The following is a 15,641-nucleotide window of genomic DNA, read 5'->3' as shown; positions in this document are numbered from 1 at the left end:
CCGAGCACCCGGGCTTCCATGACGACTTTCACGCTTCCCGTTCGACCGCTCGGCCGCTCCGGCTTGAGGGTCACAACGCTCGGCTTCGGCGGCGCGCCGCTCGGCGATCTCTATGCCCATCTGGACGAAGCCGGCGCGATCGCGACGGTCGAGACGGCGCTCGCATCGGGCATCAACCTGATCGACACGTCACCGCTCTACGGCCACGGCCTCTCTGAGCACCGGATCGGCGCTGCGCTGCGGCGCTCCGGCCGAAAGGACGTGGTGATATCGACCAAGGTCGGCCGCGTCGCCGAGCCCTTCGCCGGACGCGGCAACGGTTCCGGCTATCTCGGCGGCCTGCCGCATGGCCTGCGTTTCGACTATTCCTATGACGGTACGATGCGCTCGCTGGAACAGTCAGCGCTGCGCCTCGGCGTCGATCACATCGACGTCGTCCTGATCCACGACGTCGATGTCTGGACCCATGGGCAGAACGCAATCGAGGCCCGCTTCGCGCAGGCCATGGACGGCGCCTATCGCGCCCTCGACAAGTTGCGCGCCGCCGGCGCGGTCAAGGCGATCGGCGTCGGCGTCAACGAAGCCGAGATGTGCGAGCGCTTCGCGAACGCCGGCGATTTCGACACGATGCTGCTCGCCGGGCGCTACTCCCTGCTGGAGCAGCCGGGGCTCGCCACCTTCATGCCGCTGGCGCAGCAGAAGGGCATCGGCCTGATGCTGGGCGGCGTCTTCAACTCCGGCATCCTCGCCACCGGCCCGGTCGCAGGCGCCAGGTACAACTACCAGCCGGCGCCGCCCGCCATCCTCACACGCGTGGCGGCGATCAAGGCGGTCTGCGCCCGCCATGACGTGCCGCTGCGCCGCGCCGCGCTGCAGTTCCCGCTCGGCCATCCCGCCGTGGCGAGCCTGGTCATGGGCGCGGTCAAGCCGGAGGAGGTCGCCGATCAGGTCGCCGAGCTCTCAGCGCCCGTTCCGGCCGCGCTCTGGACAGAGCTGAAAACCGAGGGTCTGCTCGGCGCCGATGTCCCGGTCCCGGCCTGACCTCATGCGCATCGACGCCCACCAGCACTTCTGGAGCCTCGCCCGCGGCGATTATGGCTGGCTGACGCCGGCGCTCGGACCGATCTATCGCGATTTCGGCCCGGCCGACCTCGCCCCGCTTCTTGCCGCGCAGGGCATTGAACGCACCATCCTGGTCCAGGCGGCTCCGACTGAGGCCGAGACGGCCTACCTCCTCGATATCGCCGGGAAGACACCTTTCGTCGCTGGCGTCGTCGGCTGGACCGATTTCGATGCATCCGACGCAGTGAAGCGCATCACAGCCCTGGCCGACGATCCGCTGCTCGTCGGCCTGCGGCCCATGGTCCAGGACATCCCCGATGACGACTGGCTGGCGCGCCCGCAACTGTCACCGGCCTTCAAGGCGATGATCGCAAACGGCCTCGTCTTCGACGCGTTGCTGAAGCCGCGCCATATCGCAGCGATGCTCGCCATGCTCGAGCGGCATCCGACCCTGACCTGCGTCATCGACCATGGCGCCAAGCCCGACCTCGTCACCGGCGACCTCGCCGGCTGGCGCGACGGCATGAGCGCGCTCGCAGAGCATTCTCGCCTCGCCTGCAAGCTCTCTGGACTCGTCACCGAGGCCGGCCCGGACTGGACGCTGGAGACGCTCCGACCGGTCGTGGACCATCTCCTCGCCAGCTTCGGCCCGGAGCGGTTGATCTTCGGCAGCGACTGGCCGGTGGTGATGCTGCGCGCCTCCTATGGGCAATGGATCGAGGCTGCCGAAGCGCTCCTCTCCGACCTCACCAAAGCGCAGCGCGCTGCCGTCTTCGGCGGCAATGCCCGAAAACTCTATCTCTCGCAGCGCGGACGTCAGTGACATGCTTAGGGATATCGACCCGGTCCTCTCCGCCGACCTGCTCTGGGTACTCGCCGCCATGGGCCATGGCGACGATCTCGCCTTGGTCGACGCCAACCACCCGGCCGAAAAGATCGCCCGCGCCACGACCAGCGGCCGGCTGGTGCGCCTGCCCGGCCTTTCCATGGCGCGGGCAGCGCGCGCCATCCTCTCGGTGCTGCCGATCGACGATTTCGAACCGCAGCCGGCACGGCGCATGCTGGTTGTCGGCGATGCCGGGACGATCCCGGATGTGCAGCACCAGGTCCAGGCTGAGCTCGACCGGGCCCTCGGGCGTCCGGAGCTACTCGCCGGCATCGAACGTTTCGCCTTCTACGAGGCGGCGAAGCAGGCCTTCGCCGTGGTGCAGGTCGGCGATCCCCGCCCCTATGGCTGCTTCCTGTTCCGCAAAGGCGTGATCGCCGGCGAGCCCGGCTGAACGGCTCAGGTCTGGCCGATCAAGCCGAGGATGCCGCCGGCGATCGCGATATTGGCGACGAAGCCGTTGATGCGGTTGGCGCGGTCCAGGCCCTGGTGATCCCAGAAATTGTTGAACATCGGCGTCGCCGCCAGGAGGAAGGCGAACAGCATCAGCGCCGCCAGCGAGACCTGGATGCCGCAGATGATCATGAGCCCGGCGATGATCTGCAAGGCGATGCCGAGCCACAAGGTGACGGCCGGCAGCGGCACGCTGCGTGCGCCGATCAGGCTCGCCAGCAGGCCCCTGTTGACGATATTGCGCAGGCCAGCGAAGGCGAAGGCCCCGCCCAGGAGCAGCCGCCCGGCGATGGCAGCGCTCTCCGCGCCTGCCAGAATAATGTCCGTTGCCATGTCCGTCCTCGTCCGGTGAAGCGCGCCTCACAGGACGGCATGGCCGCTGCAGCGCTCCCAAACAGGACGAACCGGCTCGGCGAGATGTGACATGCCGGCCGACTTTTTTCTCGTCGGCCGTTTGCGACATCGCGGCGTTCGCTCTCGACGGGAATCAGGGCTTCGCGCCGGCCGCCCCTGGCATCGAGATCACCTTGCCATCGGGCATGATGATATCGCCGGGCTTCTGGCCCGGGCCGCAATCGCCGACGCGCTTGGCCTCGACGACGAGCTTGCGCTCGACCGTCCCGGCCTGGCCGGGCATGCCGGTGAGCTTGGTGGTGCCTTCGGTGCGCACGCTCGTCTGGAAATCGCCGGTGACGACGCTGCTACCGACCGCCTTGATCTGGCCGATCGCGCACTCGGTCGCGACGGCATAGCCGGTTCCGGTCTTGGTCACCTCCATCTTCGAGCAGGCGGCGCCAGCCATGCCACCGACCATGGCGCGGTCAGTGCCCGGGCCGACGCATTGCTTGGCGCTGGTCTCGCCCTCGGCGCTCGTCGATTTGCTTTCCCAGAGACCCGGCTTGCGCTGTGGAAGTTCGTCGGCGAAGGCCGGAATGGCCCCCAGAACGCTGGCTGCGACGGTGATGGCGACTGCCCTCATGCTGACACTCCTCGGCTGCCCGTAAGGATCGATTCGGGGGCAAGACAGAGCGGCGGCGAGAGGCGATTTTAGGGCGGCCGGCCGATATAACGGCCGGGCAGCGAGATGCCGTCGAAAATGGTGCCCCTGGCCGGGATCGAACCAGCACTCCTTGCGGAACTCGATTTTGAGTCGAGCGCGTCTACCAATTCCGCCACAGGGGCCCTTTTCAGGCGGGGCGGACTATAGCGATAGCCGAAGGCCGGTCAATCTCGCGTGAACGGCTTTTCCCACGACGTCGCAGCCATGGACGGAAGGCTCCGCGCCCGCTAAGGGGCGGCATGTTCGAACGCCTCTATCTCTGGACGCTCTCGCTCGCCGCCCGCCGCAGCGCGCAGGTCTGGCTCGCCGTCGTCGCCTTCATCGAGAGCTCCTTCTTCCTGATCCCGGCCGACGTGCTGTTCGTGCCGATGGCGCTGGCCAAGCCCGAGCGGGCCTATCGCCTCGCCTTGATCGCGACGGTGTTCTCGACGCTCGGCGGCATCGCGGGCTACGCGCTCGGCTACTACGCCTTCGACGCGCTGGCGCGGCCGGTCCTCGCGTTCTACGGCAAGCTCGGCGCCTTCGAGCAACTGCGCGCCTGCGCCGGGCCCGATACGACGCTGCTGCTGCTGACCACCTCCGGCCTGGCGCATCTGCCGCCGATCAAGGTGGTGACGATCCTGGCCGGCGCCGTCCATATCGGTCTGGGCTTCTTCGTGCTCTCCTGCGTCCTCGCGCGCGGCGCCCGCTTCTTCGCCCTCGCCTTCCTGCTGCGCCGCTATGGCGAGACGATCCGCCACTTCATCGAGAAGCGGCTAAAGCTGATCGCTCTCGGCGGCGCGGCTCTCCTGATCCTGCTCTATTTCGGCCTCAAGCTGCTGACAGGTTCGGGGCAACTTCTCTCTTGCTGAGTGTCGCCATGACCGGCCTTGCCTCGCGCCTCCTCGCCGATCCGCGCCGCCTGATCGCCCTGATCGGGCTCGCCAGCCTCGCCTTGATCGGCGGCGCCTGGTTCTTCGAGCTGGTCCTGCATCTGCGCCCTTGCAAGCTCTGCCTCGAACAGCGCGCGCCGCACTATGCCGTGATCGGCCTGACGACGCTCGCACTGATCTTCGCCCGCTCGCGCCGGCTGCAGATCGCGGTGCTGATCGTCCTCGCTTTGTTGATGGCCTGGAGCACCGGGCTCGGCGTCTACCATTCCGGCGTAGAGTGGGGGATCTTCGCCGGTCCGAACGATTGCGGCGGCACGCCTGCCCCGGCGGCGGCCGGGGTCCAGGATCTGATGAAGCAATTGCAGACGACCCGCATCGTCTCCTGCACGGAAGCCGCCTGGCGCTTCCTCGGCCTCTCCCTCGCTGGCTGGAATGCGCTCACCTCGCTCGGGCTGCTGGCCATCGCCTTGCTCGGGCTGCGGAACGCCTCGCAACGCCCGGATCGATCGCCGGCCTGAATCGCCCAGCGATCGCGCTCAAGGCCGGACGACCGGACGCCGCCATCCCCAGCAAAACGCGAGGCGGCCGTTTTCCCGTTCCAAGGCCGCGTCGCGCCTCGATTTTTCGCTCGCCCGAAGAGCATTGGCGGATCGCCATGCGACCAGCCGGCACGATCAGCGGTTGGAATAACCGCGCGAATCATCTGTATTGTCGACAGGATTCGGATGCTCGGACCGCATTGTCGATGCGCAGCGGACGGTAGGCTCGCGTTAACCTGTATTAATCGATGGTCAACATATGACGATGCCGACCAGACATGGACCGGCGTGCCGATGAACGTCGCAGGACAGGGTCCAGCGATACGTTCCGGACAGCGCCACCCGCCTCAGAAGCGCGCGGCAATATCTGTCGCGGCCGTCTGCCTGTGCTTGGCCATGGCCGGATGCGGCGAGCAGAGACTTGCCGATTCGGAACTGGTGACGGCGACGCGCTCGCTCTCGGTCGACCCGAGCCGGGCGATGATCGTGCTTCCGCCCGGCAGCCCGCCGGTGATCGGCATCACCCAGCGCAGCTATGAGAACGCAATCGCGCAGACGATCTCGCTGACGACACGCGGCCGCACGCCCGGCGAGAACATGATCGAGGTCGCCTTCTTCACCGCGGCCGACCTGCCGGACAGCGCCGGCGTCGAGGGCAATCTGCTCAAGCTGCCGGGGATCGACGACTTCGCCGTCGCGCAGGACATGGAGGAGCGCCTGCCGGGCGTCGCCATGGCGCCCTCGGCCGTCTTCGTCCAGAACAAATACGGGCCGTTCGGCTACGCCTTCGGCCGTGGCACCGGCGGCGAGGCCTGTCTCTACGCCTGGCAGCGCATCGCTAATGGCGACAGCATCTTCCGGCCGAAATCGGGCGCGGTCTCGGTCCGCATGCGCATCTGCGACCCCAAGGCGAGCGAAGCCGCGCTACTGCGCCTCGCCTATGACTACTCGCTCAACGCCTCGCTGCGACGCAGCGGCTGGGGCCCGGCCGGGGATGCGCCGGCGCCGGCGCCGGGGCTCGGCCAGGCCGGCGCGCCGATCTACCCGCTGCCGCAGGTTTCGGCCGAGGACGCGCCGGGGCCGCGGCGTGCCGCCCGGCCGCGGCCGGCGCGGGCGCCTCGGATCGAAGCCGATCGCTTTCAAGAAACGCAGCCCGTCCCCGACAAGCGGCTGGAGGGGTATCCGACCGTTCCACCGCCACCCACGACACCCTGAGACAGCGAAGCGTCCCGAGAGCCGATGCGAACCGCGATCTACGTCATCTTCTGGGCGATCGCCACGGCCGTGGTCGTGGCGCTGATCACGCTGCCGATCAGCCTGCAGGCGCATCTGATCGCCGGGACGATCGTGGTCGGGGCGATGATCCTGCTCAAATTCCTGCGTCCCTACGGGGTCTGGCGCCTGATTGCGCTCGGCCTCGGGACGGCGATGGTGCTGCGCTATGTCTACTGGCGCACGACGAGCACGCTGCCCCCGATCAACCAGCTCGAGGACTTCATCCCCGGGCTGATCCTCTATCTGGCCGAACTCTACAATATCGGCATGCTGTTTCTCAGCCTGTTCGTCGTGGCGATGCCGCTGCCGCGACGCAAGAGCGCCCCGCCGATCGCCGCCGACGCTCCAACCGTCGATGTCTTCGTGCCCACCTACAACGAGGAGCCGGAGCTGCTGGCGACGACGCTGTCGGCGGCGCTCGCCATGGATTATCCGGCCGGCCGGCTCACCGTCTACCTGCTCGACGACGGCGGCACCGATGAGAAATGCAATGCCGACAATTTCGTCGCCGCCAGCGCGGCCCGGGAGCGTCGCACGGCACTGCAGACGCTTTGCGAGGGGCTCGGCTGCACCTATCTGACGCGCGAGCGCAATGTCAGCGCCAAAGCCGGAAACCTCAACAACGGCCTCGCCCATTCCAGCGGCGACCTCGTCGTCGTCTTCGACGCCGACCACGCGCCGGCACGCAGCTTCCTGACCGAGACGATCGGCTATTTCGGCGAGGATCCGAAGCTGTTCCTGGTCCAGACGCCGCATTTCTTCATCAATCCCGATCCGCTCGAGCGCAATCTCAAGACGTTCAAGGCGATGCCGTCCGAGAACGAGATGTTCTACGGCATCATCCAGCGCGGTCTCGACAAGTGGAATGCCTCGTTCTTCTGCGGCTCGGCCGCAGTGCTGCGCCGCACGGCGCTGCAGACGACCAGCGGCTTCTCAGGGCGCAGCATCACCGAGGATGCCGAGACCGCGATCACCCTGCACGCCACCGGCTGGAACAGCATCTATGTCGACAAGCCACTGATCGCCGGGCTCCAGCCCGCGACCTTCGCGAGCTTCATCGGCCAGCGCTCGCGCTGGGCGCAGGGCATGATGCAGATCCTGATCTACCACCGCCCGATGCTGAAAAGCGGCCTCTCGCTGCCGCAGCGCCTGTGCTACTCGTCCTCGGCCCTGTTCTGGCTGTTCCCGTTCGTGCGCCTGACTTTCCTGGTGGCGCCGCTGTTCTACCTGTTCTTCGGGCTGGAGATCTTCACCGCCTCGGGCGCCGAGTTCATCGCCTATGTGTTCAGCTACATGGCGGTGAACCTGATGATGCAGAACTATCTCTATGGCCGCTATCGCTGGCCGTGGATCTCCGAGCTCTACGAATTCATCCAGTCGGTCTACCTGCTACCGGCAGTGATCTCGGTCCTCCTCAATCCCGGCAAGCCGACCTTCAAGGTCACCGCCAAGAGCGAAGAGCTTGGGACGCGGCGCGTCTCCGAGCTCGGCCTGCCCTTCTTCATCATCTTCGCCGTGCTGGCGCTCGGCGTCGTCGCCACCTATTGGCGCATCATCACCCAGCCCTACAATGCCGACACCACCCTCGTGGTCGGGCTCTGGAACATCCTCAACCTGCTGATGGCCGGTTGCGCCCTCGGCGTGGTCTCGGAGCGGCCGGAAGGACGCGGCGCCCGGCGTTTCCCGGTGAAGCGCCGCGGGCAAATCAGCATCGATGGCAGGACGGCGCCGATCGTCACCGAGAACGTCTCCGTCGACGGCGTCGCCATCCGGGTGCTGTCCAAGGAGTTCGACAGGCTGCCCGCCGGCAGCAAGGGGGAGATCGCCTTCGAAACGTCGATCGCGATGCCGGCGGGCGCCCTACCCGTACGCGTCGTGCGCCTCGCTCCGGACACGAAGGGCCTGGTGCTCGGCTGCCGCTACGAGCCGAGCGAGCCGCTGCACAGCCGCATCATCGCGGACCTCGCCTTCTCGGATGCCGGGATCTGGAGCAGCTTCCAGAAGGCGCGGCGCCAGAACATGGGCGTCATCTACGGCACCTTGCGCTTCCTGCGCCTCGCCGTGTTCCAGACCAGCCGCGGCCTGTCCTATTTCTTCGGCCTCGCCCGCTTTGCCCGTTCCAATCCTACGCGGGGGGCGGCGGAATGAGGCCGCGCCTCCTCCCCATATTGGCCGCGGCGGCAGCTCTTCCAATCCTGAACCCGGGCTCCGCGCCCTGGGCGCAGGAGGCCCAGCCGACGCCACCGAACGAACCCGCACCGTTCATGATCGCCCCGCCCGCCCAGCACCCTGCAGCCGCCCGTCCGGCGGAACCCAAACCGCAGGCAGAGCCGGCACCGGCAGCAGTGACGCCAGCCATTCCCGCCAGCTTCGCCTTCAAGCCGCTGCTGCCGGCCGCCCGCGTCATGCTCGAAGGTGAAGGCGATGCACGCAGCTGGGCCTTCTATCTGACCCAGGACGAGGCCGGCGCCGACCTCAATCTCGACATCGCCTTCCAGAATGCGCTGGTCGTGATGCCGGAGGCCTCGCGCCTGACGGTGCGCATCAATGGCGAGCGCATCATGGAAGCGCCGATCGCCTCCTCCGATCGCCTGAAGCGAACCTCTACCGCGATCCGCAAAGGGCTTCTCAGGCCCGGCCAGAACACGATCCGCTTCGAGGCCGTGCAACGCCATCGCACCGACTGCACGATCGCCTCCACCTATGAGTTGTGGACACGCATCGACGGCGCCGGCACCAGACTCTCCTTCAGGAACCCGGCACAGCAATCGCGGCTGCGCAGCATCGACGACCTGCCAGCAGTCGGTGCCGACGAGACCGGGCAGACGACCATCCATATCGTCGCGCCGGGCGCGGCGAGTGCCGTTGCCGCAAACAGCATTCTTGCCGTGGCTCAAGGCGTTGCCCTGCGCGGTCGCTACAGCCAGGCGGCGGTTCGGATCTCCGAGCGGCTGCCCGACAGGGTCCGCCCGGGGATGCTGACCGTCCTGCTCGGAACGAGCAAGGAGCTGCGCGACCTCATCGGCACCTTGCCCGCGGAGGCCGGCGTCGGCAGCTTCGTCGGCTTCACGACGCATCCGAAGCTCGGACCTGCCGCCCTGCTCGTCACTGGAGAGACCTGGCAAGACCTCGAGGCGACCATCGCCAGGCTCCTGACCGGGCCGGTCTCCCGGCCGACCAACATCAACCGCAAGACGATGGCTACGGCGAGCTGGCACGTCCCCGATGCGCCGTTCGTCTCCGACAGCCAGGTGCTGCGCTTTTCGGAACTCGGGATTGCGACGCAGGAATCCTCGGGGCGGCGCATGCGCGTGCGCGCCGTCCTCGCGATGCCGGGAGATTTCTACGCAAACGCCTATGGCGAAGCGACGCTCTATCTAGACGGCGCCTATTCCGAGGTCCTGCCCGGCGACAGCCATATCGAGATCTTCGTCAACGGCAATGTCGCGGCGACCGTGCCGCTCAATACGACGAGCGGAGGCCTCTTCCAGCAAACCCCGATCACGGTACCGCTCAGGCACTTCCGACCTGGCATCAATGAGATCTGGTTCGAGGCGGTGACGCCGGCCAGGTCCGACCTCGCCTGCGGACCGGGCGCGACATTGCCCGGAAAGAACCGCTTTGCGCTGTTCGACACCACGGCTCTGGCGATCCCGAACTTCGCCAAGATCGGCGTCAGCCCCAATCTGGCGGCAGTGGCGGGAACCGGTTTTCCCTATTCGATCACCGCCCAGATCGCCCTGCTCGTTGGCCGCCTGGACATCCCCAACCTGAGCGCCGCTGCGACCCTGCTCGCAAGGCTCGCCCAGCGCGCCGATCGGCCGCTCCCCGTCGACGTCATTGGCAGCGCCGCCGCCATCGGCGACCGTCCCGCCCTGATCGTGGGCGCCGCCGGCCAGATGCCCGCTGGATTGCTGCCGCGCATCGGCATCGCCGACAATGTCCGCAACACCTGGCCGCAGCGCGCGGACGCAGTCGTCCTCGTGCCTGAGACCGAGGGCACGGCCGTGTTCGATGCGGTGATCAACCGCTTCCAGGGGCGGCAGACGACGCCGGAAGATTCCGGTGGCGTCGCGCCGAGCACCGAGGCGACCCGCGATCGCTGGCGCGGCTCGTTCGGCGGCCCCCTCGCGCGCTATTTCATCAGCTTCGACCGATGGCTGCAGCGCACCTTCGATCTCTCCTTCGCCCAGCTGCGCACCCCTTCGCGCGCGCCCACGCTCTATGAACCGGCCGAAGGAGCCGAGCTGATCGCTGCCCAAGCGAGCGACCCCGACACAAGGCAGGTCTGGACCGCCTTCGTCGTGCGCCAGGAGGAGGCGCTGGAGAAGAACGTCGACAGGCTCGTCACCCCCGGCAACTGGGCAGGCATGGCCGGCAAGCTCACCGCCTTCCGCAGTGGGCAGGACAATCACGTCCTCTCAGCGGACAGCACCGCCTTCGTCATGACCCGGGCGTTCAGCCTGGCCAATATGCGCCTCGTCTTCGCCAACTGGATGTCGAGCAATATCGGCATCTATGCGTTGACCCTGCTGGGAGCCTGCATCGGCCTCGGCATCGGAACCTTCCTGATGCTCGGCCGGTTGGGGAGGCGTTCGTGAAACGGCTTCGCGCAACCCTGGCCGCGATGCTGCTCAGCCTCACCTCCAGTGCTCATGCTGCCCTCCCCGCCGGCGCGTGGGAGCTCTACCGGCAAAAATTCGTCACCGCCGAGGGGCGCGTCATCGACGACGCCAATGGCGGCATCAGCCACAGCGAGAGCCAGGGCTACGGCCTGCTGCTGGCATGCCTTGCCGGCGATCGCAGCAGCTTCGCCAGCATCCTCTCCTTCACCCGGACCGAGTTCCTCATCCGCGATGACGGCCTCGCGGCCTGGCGCTGGGACCCGAAGACCACGCCGCGCATCAGCGACATCAACAACGCCAGCGACGGCGACCTCCTGATTGCAGAAGCCCTCACCTGCGCCGGCACGCGCTGGTCGATGCCCGCCTACACCACCGCGGCCCGCCAGATCGCCCGGTCATTGGCCAAGGTGGCACTCCTGAAACGCGGCAGCGAAACCTGGCTGATGCCGGCGGCAAAGGGCTTTTCCGAGCAGGAACGGCCGGACGGGCCGGTGATCAACCCGTCCTACTGGGTGTTCGAGAGCTTCCCCGTCCTCGCCCGGCTCACCGGCGACCAGAGCTGGATGCAGGTGCAGGCCAGCGGATTGAAGCTGCTGGACGACCTCGCCAGGCGGAAGGTTCCGGCGGCCGACTGGCTCTCGCTCAAGGGCGAGCCGAAGCCGGCCGACGGCTTCCCGCCGCAGTTCGGCTACAACGCGCTGCGCATCCCGCTCTATCTCCTGCGGGCCGGCCTTGCCGACAAGCAACGCCTCGAACCCTTCCGCCAGGCCTGGGCCAATGGCACGGCAGTAATCGACGTGCCGAGCGGCAAACCGGTCGAGCCGCTGCCGGACGCCGGCTACCGCATCCTGAACGCCGCCATGGCCTGTGCGCTTGACCGCACCCCTGTCCCAACCGAGCTGAAGACCTTCCAGCCGACACTCTACTACCCGTCAACCCTGCATCTGCTTGCCCTCTCGATGCTCAGCGAGAGGTATCCGCAATGCATGTGAAATCCGTGCTGATCACCGTCGCAGCCTCGAGCGCCGCCTTCTACGGGCTGGGCCGCTATGGCCATGATCTCAGCTGGCCGGAAGCCCCCCTACCGGCTGTTCAACAGGCGCAGGCGGAGACGCAGACCGAACCGACCCCGTCGCCACAACCGGCCGCTGCCGGGCAGTTGGAGACCGAACTGGCTCAAGCCCCTGCGGCGCCGGGACGGCCTGCGCCACCGCCGGGGCCACCGCAGAAGGTCGACGAGACGGCATTGCGCTATTTCGCCAGCCAGGGCGACACTCGCCGCTACGAAGCGGAACTTGCCCGGCTGCGCGCGCTCTATCCGGAATGGAAGCCGCCGACCGATCTGAATTCGTCGCTGCCCGCCGGCGATCCCGAGCTGGAGCGAGTCTGGAAGCTGTTCGCCGAGGGCAAGTTCGGCGAGGCGCGCGCGGCACTCGCCCAACGCAGCAGCGCCGATCCGAACTGGCAGGCCCCGGCCGACCTCACCGCCCAGCTCGACCGGGCCGAGGCCGGCCTGCGCCTGGTCAACGCCTCCAATGCCAGGCAATGGGAGCAGGTGATCAGGATCGGCACCGAGACGCCGGCGCTGCTGACCTGTGCCAATGTCGACGCGCTCTGGCGCGTGGCCGAAGCCTTCATCCAGACCGGCGCGCCGGAGCGGGCGCGCGACGCCTATGCCTACGTGTTGACCAACTGCACCAACGCGACCGAGCGGGTCGGCACCATGCAGAAGGCGCTCGCCAGCCTGCCCGAGACGCTGGTCAGCCCCCTGCTGGCGCAGGAGAAGCAGAACGAGTTCTCGAGCATTCGCGACGAGATCGCGCGGCGCCATATCGGCAAGGCGGCGGAAGACCCCAGCCTGACCGCCACGCCCGAGGAGCTCCGGCGCATCGAAGCACTCGCCAATGCGGCGACGACGCCGGACGATGCGATCCTGCTCGGCTTCTACACCTTCCGCCACAGCGACCCGGCCAAGGCCGTGACCTGGTTCCAGACCGCGCTGGCGCGCAATGGCGGCGCCAAGGCGGCGGAAGGAGCCGTGCTCGCGCTGGGCGCGCTGCAGAAATACCAGGAGGCGGAGACGCTCGGCGCGCAATGGCTCGAAGCCGGCCCGGCGAATCGCAAGGCCTATCTCGACGTCGCGACGGCGCTGATCGCGCAGGAGCCGGCCCCGCGGCTCGAGCGCGCCGTCATCGAGCGCATCGCCAAAACTGTCGGCGTCGATCGCTATGCGCCAGGCGGCGCCGGACTCGGCTGGTACGCCTATAATTCGGGACAGATCGCCCCGGCCGAAACCTGGTTCGAGACCGCCCTGTCCTGGGATCGCAACTACGAGCCGGCAGCCTATGGGCTGGCTCTGGTGCATCAGCGCCTGCGCGACCTGGCCGGCGTGCGTGCCATCATCGCCGAATGGCGCAATCGCTCGCCCCGCATCGCCGATCTGATGAACCCGAACCGCAGACGCTCCCCAGCTCCGGAGCGGGAAACCCGACCGCTCCCAGAGACGTCCCCGACCGCGCGGACAGCCCCGGTACCCGAGCCGGCCGAACGGGCGCCACGTCGTATCGTTCGGACCGAGCCCGCGCCGGCGATGCGCTACGAAGACGACATTCCCGCCGCTGTGGTGACGCGCCGCCCGGCAGCCGAGCGCCCGCGCAACGGCTCCTGCGGCGCGGGTGCAGGTGGAGCAGCCGCGCTCCAGCGCGGCTGGTGCCTGCTCAACCTGAAGCGGCCGGCGGCCGCGGCGGAAGCTTTCGACGCCGCCCAGCGCAGCGGCAACGCCCAGGTCGCCGCCGACGCCGCCGCGGGCAAGGCCTATGCGAAAATCCAGCAGGGACTGACGAGCGAAGCCAGCGCTGCGGCCGCCAGCTCCAATCTGCCCCCGGCACGTCGCAAGGAGCTCCAGAGCCTGCTGCTCTCCGAACGCTTCTATGCCCTGTACGACGCAAAGGATTATAACAACGCTCTGATCACGCTCGGCGAGCGGGCGCGCTATGCCTCCGAGAGCACCGATCTGATGCTGATGCGCGGCTGGTCCTATTTCAATCTCGGCCGCTTCGACGATGCAGCGCAGGTCTTCCAGGCGCTCTACCGGGCCAATGGCGCGCCGCAGGCGATGTCCGGCCTGACCGCGATCCGCGACATCACCCAGCGCAACCGCTACTGATCCAGCACGCCTCGCGATCGGATGACGGCCTGGCTAGCACAGCTATCGCCATAACCCTGCAGAATACCCCATCCCCGATTTCGACTTGGACAGACTGGACTGACCGTCCCCACTATCGCGCCAACAAGGAACGAGGGGATGAGGCGATGAAGATGCATGCCGCCAGGCTTGCGGGCCTGATGCTGGTCGCGGGCCTGCAGGGACAGGCCCTGGCGCAGGAGACGGTCCTTCGGGTCAGTTCCGGCGCCAGCAATGTCTCGACGCTCGACGCCCACCGTGCCAGTGCGACCGACGACAAGGCGCTGGTCGGCTGGCTCTATAACGGCCTCGTCCGCTTCAAGCCGGGCAGCGCTGATCCCAAGGATCTCGAACCCGATCTCGCCGAGCGCTGGGAGACCTCGCCGGACGGCAAGGTCTGGACCTTCCATTTGCGCAAGGGCGTCAAATTCCATGGCGACTGGGGTACGCTGGGTGCCGACGACGTCGTCTATTCGTTGCAGCGCTCCGCCGACCCGAAGCGCTCGACCTTCTCCTCCGACTTCTCGGCGATCGACAAGGTCGAGAAGGTCGACGACCTCACCGTCCGGATCACGCTGAAATACCCGGACGTGAACTTCCTCGGCCGCGTCTCGAACTACCATGGCGGCAACATCGTCAGCCGCAAGGCCGGCGAGGAGCTCGGCGACCGCTATGGCGCCAAGCCCGTCGGCACCGGGCCCTTCACCTTCGTCGAGCAGGTGACCCAGCAATATGTGAAGCTCGCCGCCAATCACGACTATTTCCGCGGCAAGCCGAAGATCGACACGATCATGATGCGCGCCATCCCCTCGGACAGCGCGCGCGAGCTCGCCTTCACCTCCGGCGAGCTCGACCTGTTCTACGGCAAGCGCGAGCAGCGCTGGGTCGATTCCGCCCGCAAGCGGCGCGGCTTCAATGTCGAGATCTTCCAGCCCGGCGAATACCGTTTGCTGCACATCAACCGCAGCCAGCCGCCACTCGACGACATCCGCGTGCGCCGCGCCATCGCCGCCGCCGTCAATGTCGACGATCTCGTGCGCTTCGTCGGCAAGGATGTCGGCCCCAAGGGCTGCTCGATCGTACCGCCGGGCTATCTCGGCGAGGATTGCACGGTGCGCTACGGTTTCGACCTTGCTAAGGCCAAGGCGCTGCTGGCCGAGGCCGGCCACAAGGACGGCATCACCATCAAAGCGATCGTCTCCAACATCTCGGCGCAGCAGCCCTTCATGGAGATCATCCAGGCGCAGCTCGCCAAGGCCGGGATCAAGCTGGAGATGCAGGTCGTCGACCACGCGACTTATCAGAGCCAGAGCCGCAAGGACCTGAGCGGGCTCGTCTTCTACGGCGCGGCTCGCTTCCCGATCGCCGACACCTATCTCAGCGAGTTCTTCCACTCGCGCGCGACGGTCAACACGCCGACAGCCGCGACGAACTTCTCGCACTGCGCCATCGCCGACAAGGAGATCGAGGAAGCGCGTGTCGCTCCGAACGCTGACGCTCAAAAGGCCCTTTGGAAGGAGGCGCAGCGCAAGATCATGGACGATGTTTGCGCGATTCCTTTGTTCGAGCTGCGCCAGGTCTGGGCCCGCAGCGACAAGCTCGATTTCGGCTACGAGCTGAAAGGTGCGCTCAACCTCGCCCCGCCGATCACCGAGCAGACCACGCTGAAGGCACGCTGATGGCGG

13 protein-coding genes and 1 tRNA gene are annotated in these 15,641 nt (G+C 67.4%); 11 read left to right on the top strand and 3 right to left on the bottom strand.

Annotated elements, in window-relative coordinates; translation table 11 throughout:
• Nucleotides 1-18 precede the first annotated feature (18 nt).
• The 3 genes from GV161_RS22545 to GV161_RS22535 are packed head-to-tail and all read left to right on the top strand — an operon-like array spanning nt 19 to nt 2,342.
• Nucleotides 19-1,041 carry an aldo/keto reductase gene (locus GV161_RS22545; RefSeq protein ID WP_152013385.1) on the top strand — a complete coding sequence of 341 codons (1,023 nt, stop codon included), beginning with the start codon at nt 19-21 and terminating at the stop codon, nt 1,039-1,041.
• 4 nt (nt 1,042-1,045) lie between these two features.
• Nucleotides 1,046-1,885 carry an amidohydrolase family protein gene (locus GV161_RS22540; RefSeq protein ID WP_152013386.1) on the top strand — a complete coding sequence of 280 codons (840 nt, stop codon included), beginning with the start codon at nt 1,046-1,048 and terminating at the stop codon, nt 1,883-1,885.
• A 1-nt stretch (nt 1,886) separates the two neighbouring features.
• Entirely contained in the window at nt 1,887-2,342 is a 456-nt protein-coding gene (locus tag GV161_RS22535) for an RbsD/FucU domain-containing protein (protein WP_152013387.1), read from the top strand.
• Nucleotides 2,343-2,347: 5 nt separating this feature from the next.
• On the opposite strand, the gene GV161_RS22530 is transcribed toward GV161_RS22535, so the two are convergent.
• The 3 genes from GV161_RS22530 to GV161_RS22520 all read right to left on the bottom strand — a co-directional run bounded on the left by GV161_RS22530 (nt 2,348) and on the right by GV161_RS22520 (nt 3,583).
• Nucleotides 2,348-2,734: a DoxX family protein gene (locus GV161_RS22530; protein WP_152013388.1), complete on the bottom strand. Its 387-nt coding sequence runs from the start codon at nt 2,732-2,734 to the stop codon at nt 2,348-2,350.
• A 154-nt stretch (nt 2,735-2,888) separates the two neighbouring features.
• On the bottom strand, nt 2,889-3,380 hold the full coding sequence (locus GV161_RS22525; protein ID WP_152013389.1) for a DUF3617 family protein: 492 nt from the start codon (nt 3,378-3,380) through the stop codon (nt 2,889-2,891).
• A 118-nt stretch (nt 3,381-3,498) separates the two neighbouring features.
• Nucleotides 3,499-3,583: transfer RNA gene (locus GV161_RS22520), tRNA-Leu, on the bottom strand.
• A gap of 117 nt (nt 3,584-3,700) precedes the next feature.
• Here GV161_RS22520 and GV161_RS22515 point away from each other — a divergent pair.
• From GV161_RS22515 to GV161_RS22480, 8 genes are all read left to right on the top strand, one after another.
• Nucleotides 3,701-4,312, top strand: coding sequence for a YqaA family protein (locus GV161_RS22515; RefSeq protein WP_152013390.1), 612 nt, complete (start codon nt 3,701-3,703; stop codon nt 4,310-4,312).
• A gap of 8 nt (nt 4,313-4,320) precedes the next feature.
• On the top strand, nt 4,321-4,851 hold the full coding sequence (locus GV161_RS22510) for a disulfide bond formation protein B (protein WP_152013391.1): 531 nt from the start codon (nt 4,321-4,323) through the stop codon (nt 4,849-4,851).
• Nucleotides 4,852-5,268: 417 nt separating this feature from the next.
• Complete coding sequence (gene bcsN / locus GV161_RS22505; protein ID WP_159650362.1) at nt 5,269-6,087, top strand: cellulose biosynthesis protein BcsN; 819 nt, start codon at nt 5,269-5,271, stop codon at nt 6,085-6,087.
• 24 nt (nt 6,088-6,111) lie between these two features.
• Nucleotides 6,112-8,295 (top strand): UDP-forming cellulose synthase catalytic subunit, encoded by a 2,184-nt coding sequence (gene bcsA / locus GV161_RS22500; protein WP_152013393.1) that lies wholly within the window; start codon nt 6,112-6,114, stop codon nt 8,293-8,295.
• Nucleotides 8,296-8,411: 116 nt separating this feature from the next.
• Entirely contained in the window at nt 8,412-10,748 is a 2,337-nt protein-coding gene (locus tag GV161_RS22495; protein ID WP_152013394.1) for a cellulose biosynthesis cyclic di-GMP-binding regulatory protein BcsB, read from the top strand.
• Complete coding sequence (locus tag GV161_RS22490; RefSeq protein WP_244623955.1) at nt 10,745-11,764, top strand: glycosyl hydrolase family 8; 1,020 nt, start codon at nt 10,745-10,747, stop codon at nt 11,762-11,764. Before GV161_RS22495 ends, GV161_RS22490 begins: the two co-directional genes overlap by 4 nt.
• Nucleotides 11,755-13,938, top strand: a complete 2,184-nt coding sequence (locus GV161_RS22485; RefSeq protein WP_152013395.1) for a hypothetical protein — start codon at nt 11,755-11,757, stop codon at nt 13,936-13,938. The genes GV161_RS22490 and GV161_RS22485 overlap by 10 nt, the downstream gene beginning before the upstream one ends.
• A 146-nt stretch (nt 13,939-14,084) precedes the next feature.
• Complete coding sequence (locus tag GV161_RS22480; RefSeq protein WP_193219513.1) at nt 14,085-15,635, top strand: ABC transporter substrate-binding protein; 1,551 nt, start codon at nt 14,085-14,087, stop codon at nt 15,633-15,635.
• The last annotated feature ends 6 nt before the right edge of the window (nt 15,636-15,641 follow it).

This window comes from Bosea sp. 29B, from assembly GCF_902506165.1.
Classification (GTDB): Bacteria; Pseudomonadota; Alphaproteobacteria; order Rhizobiales; family Beijerinckiaceae; genus Allobosea.
Note: the sequence above shows the minus strand (reverse complement) of the source record. Positions and strands in the feature narration are given on the sequence as shown.

Bases quoted from the DNA above. Each gene is read 5' to 3' on its own strand.
- GV161_RS22535 (WP_152013387.1), top strand. From the start codon at position 1,887: ATGCTTAGGGATATCGACCCGGTCCTCTCCGCCGACCTGCTCTGGGTA.
- GV161_RS22525 (WP_152013389.1), bottom strand. From the start codon at position 3,380: ATGAGGGCAGTCGCCATCACCGTCGCAGCCAGCGTTCTGGGGGCCATT.
- GV161_RS22540 (WP_152013386.1), top strand. From the start codon at position 1,046: ATGCGCATCGACGCCCACCAGCACTTCTGGAGCCTCGCCCGCGGCGAT.
- GV161_RS22530 (WP_152013388.1), bottom strand. From the start codon at position 2,734: ATGGCAACGGACATTATTCTGGCAGGCGCGGAGAGCGCTGCCATCGCC.
- GV161_RS22510 (WP_152013391.1), top strand. From the start codon at position 4,321: ATGACCGGCCTTGCCTCGCGCCTCCTCGCCGATCCGCGCCGCCTGATC.
- GV161_RS22485 (WP_152013395.1), top strand. From the start codon at position 11,755: ATGCATGTGAAATCCGTGCTGATCACCGTCGCAGCCTCGAGCGCCGCC.
- GV161_RS22545 (WP_152013385.1), top strand. From the start codon at position 19: ATGACGACTTTCACGCTTCCCGTTCGACCGCTCGGCCGCTCCGGCTTG.
- GV161_RS22480 (WP_193219513.1), top strand. From the start codon at position 14,085: ATGAAGATGCATGCCGCCAGGCTTGCGGGCCTGATGCTGGTCGCGGGC.
- bcsN (WP_159650362.1), top strand. From the start codon at position 5,269: ATGGCCGGATGCGGCGAGCAGAGACTTGCCGATTCGGAACTGGTGACG.
- bcsA (WP_152013393.1), top strand. From the start codon at position 6,112: ATGCGAACCGCGATCTACGTCATCTTCTGGGCGATCGCCACGGCCGTG.
- GV161_RS22515 (WP_152013390.1), top strand. From the start codon at position 3,701: ATGTTCGAACGCCTCTATCTCTGGACGCTCTCGCTCGCCGCCCGCCGC.
- GV161_RS22495 (WP_152013394.1), top strand. From the start codon at position 8,412: ATGATCGCCCCGCCCGCCCAGCACCCTGCAGCCGCCCGTCCGGCGGAA.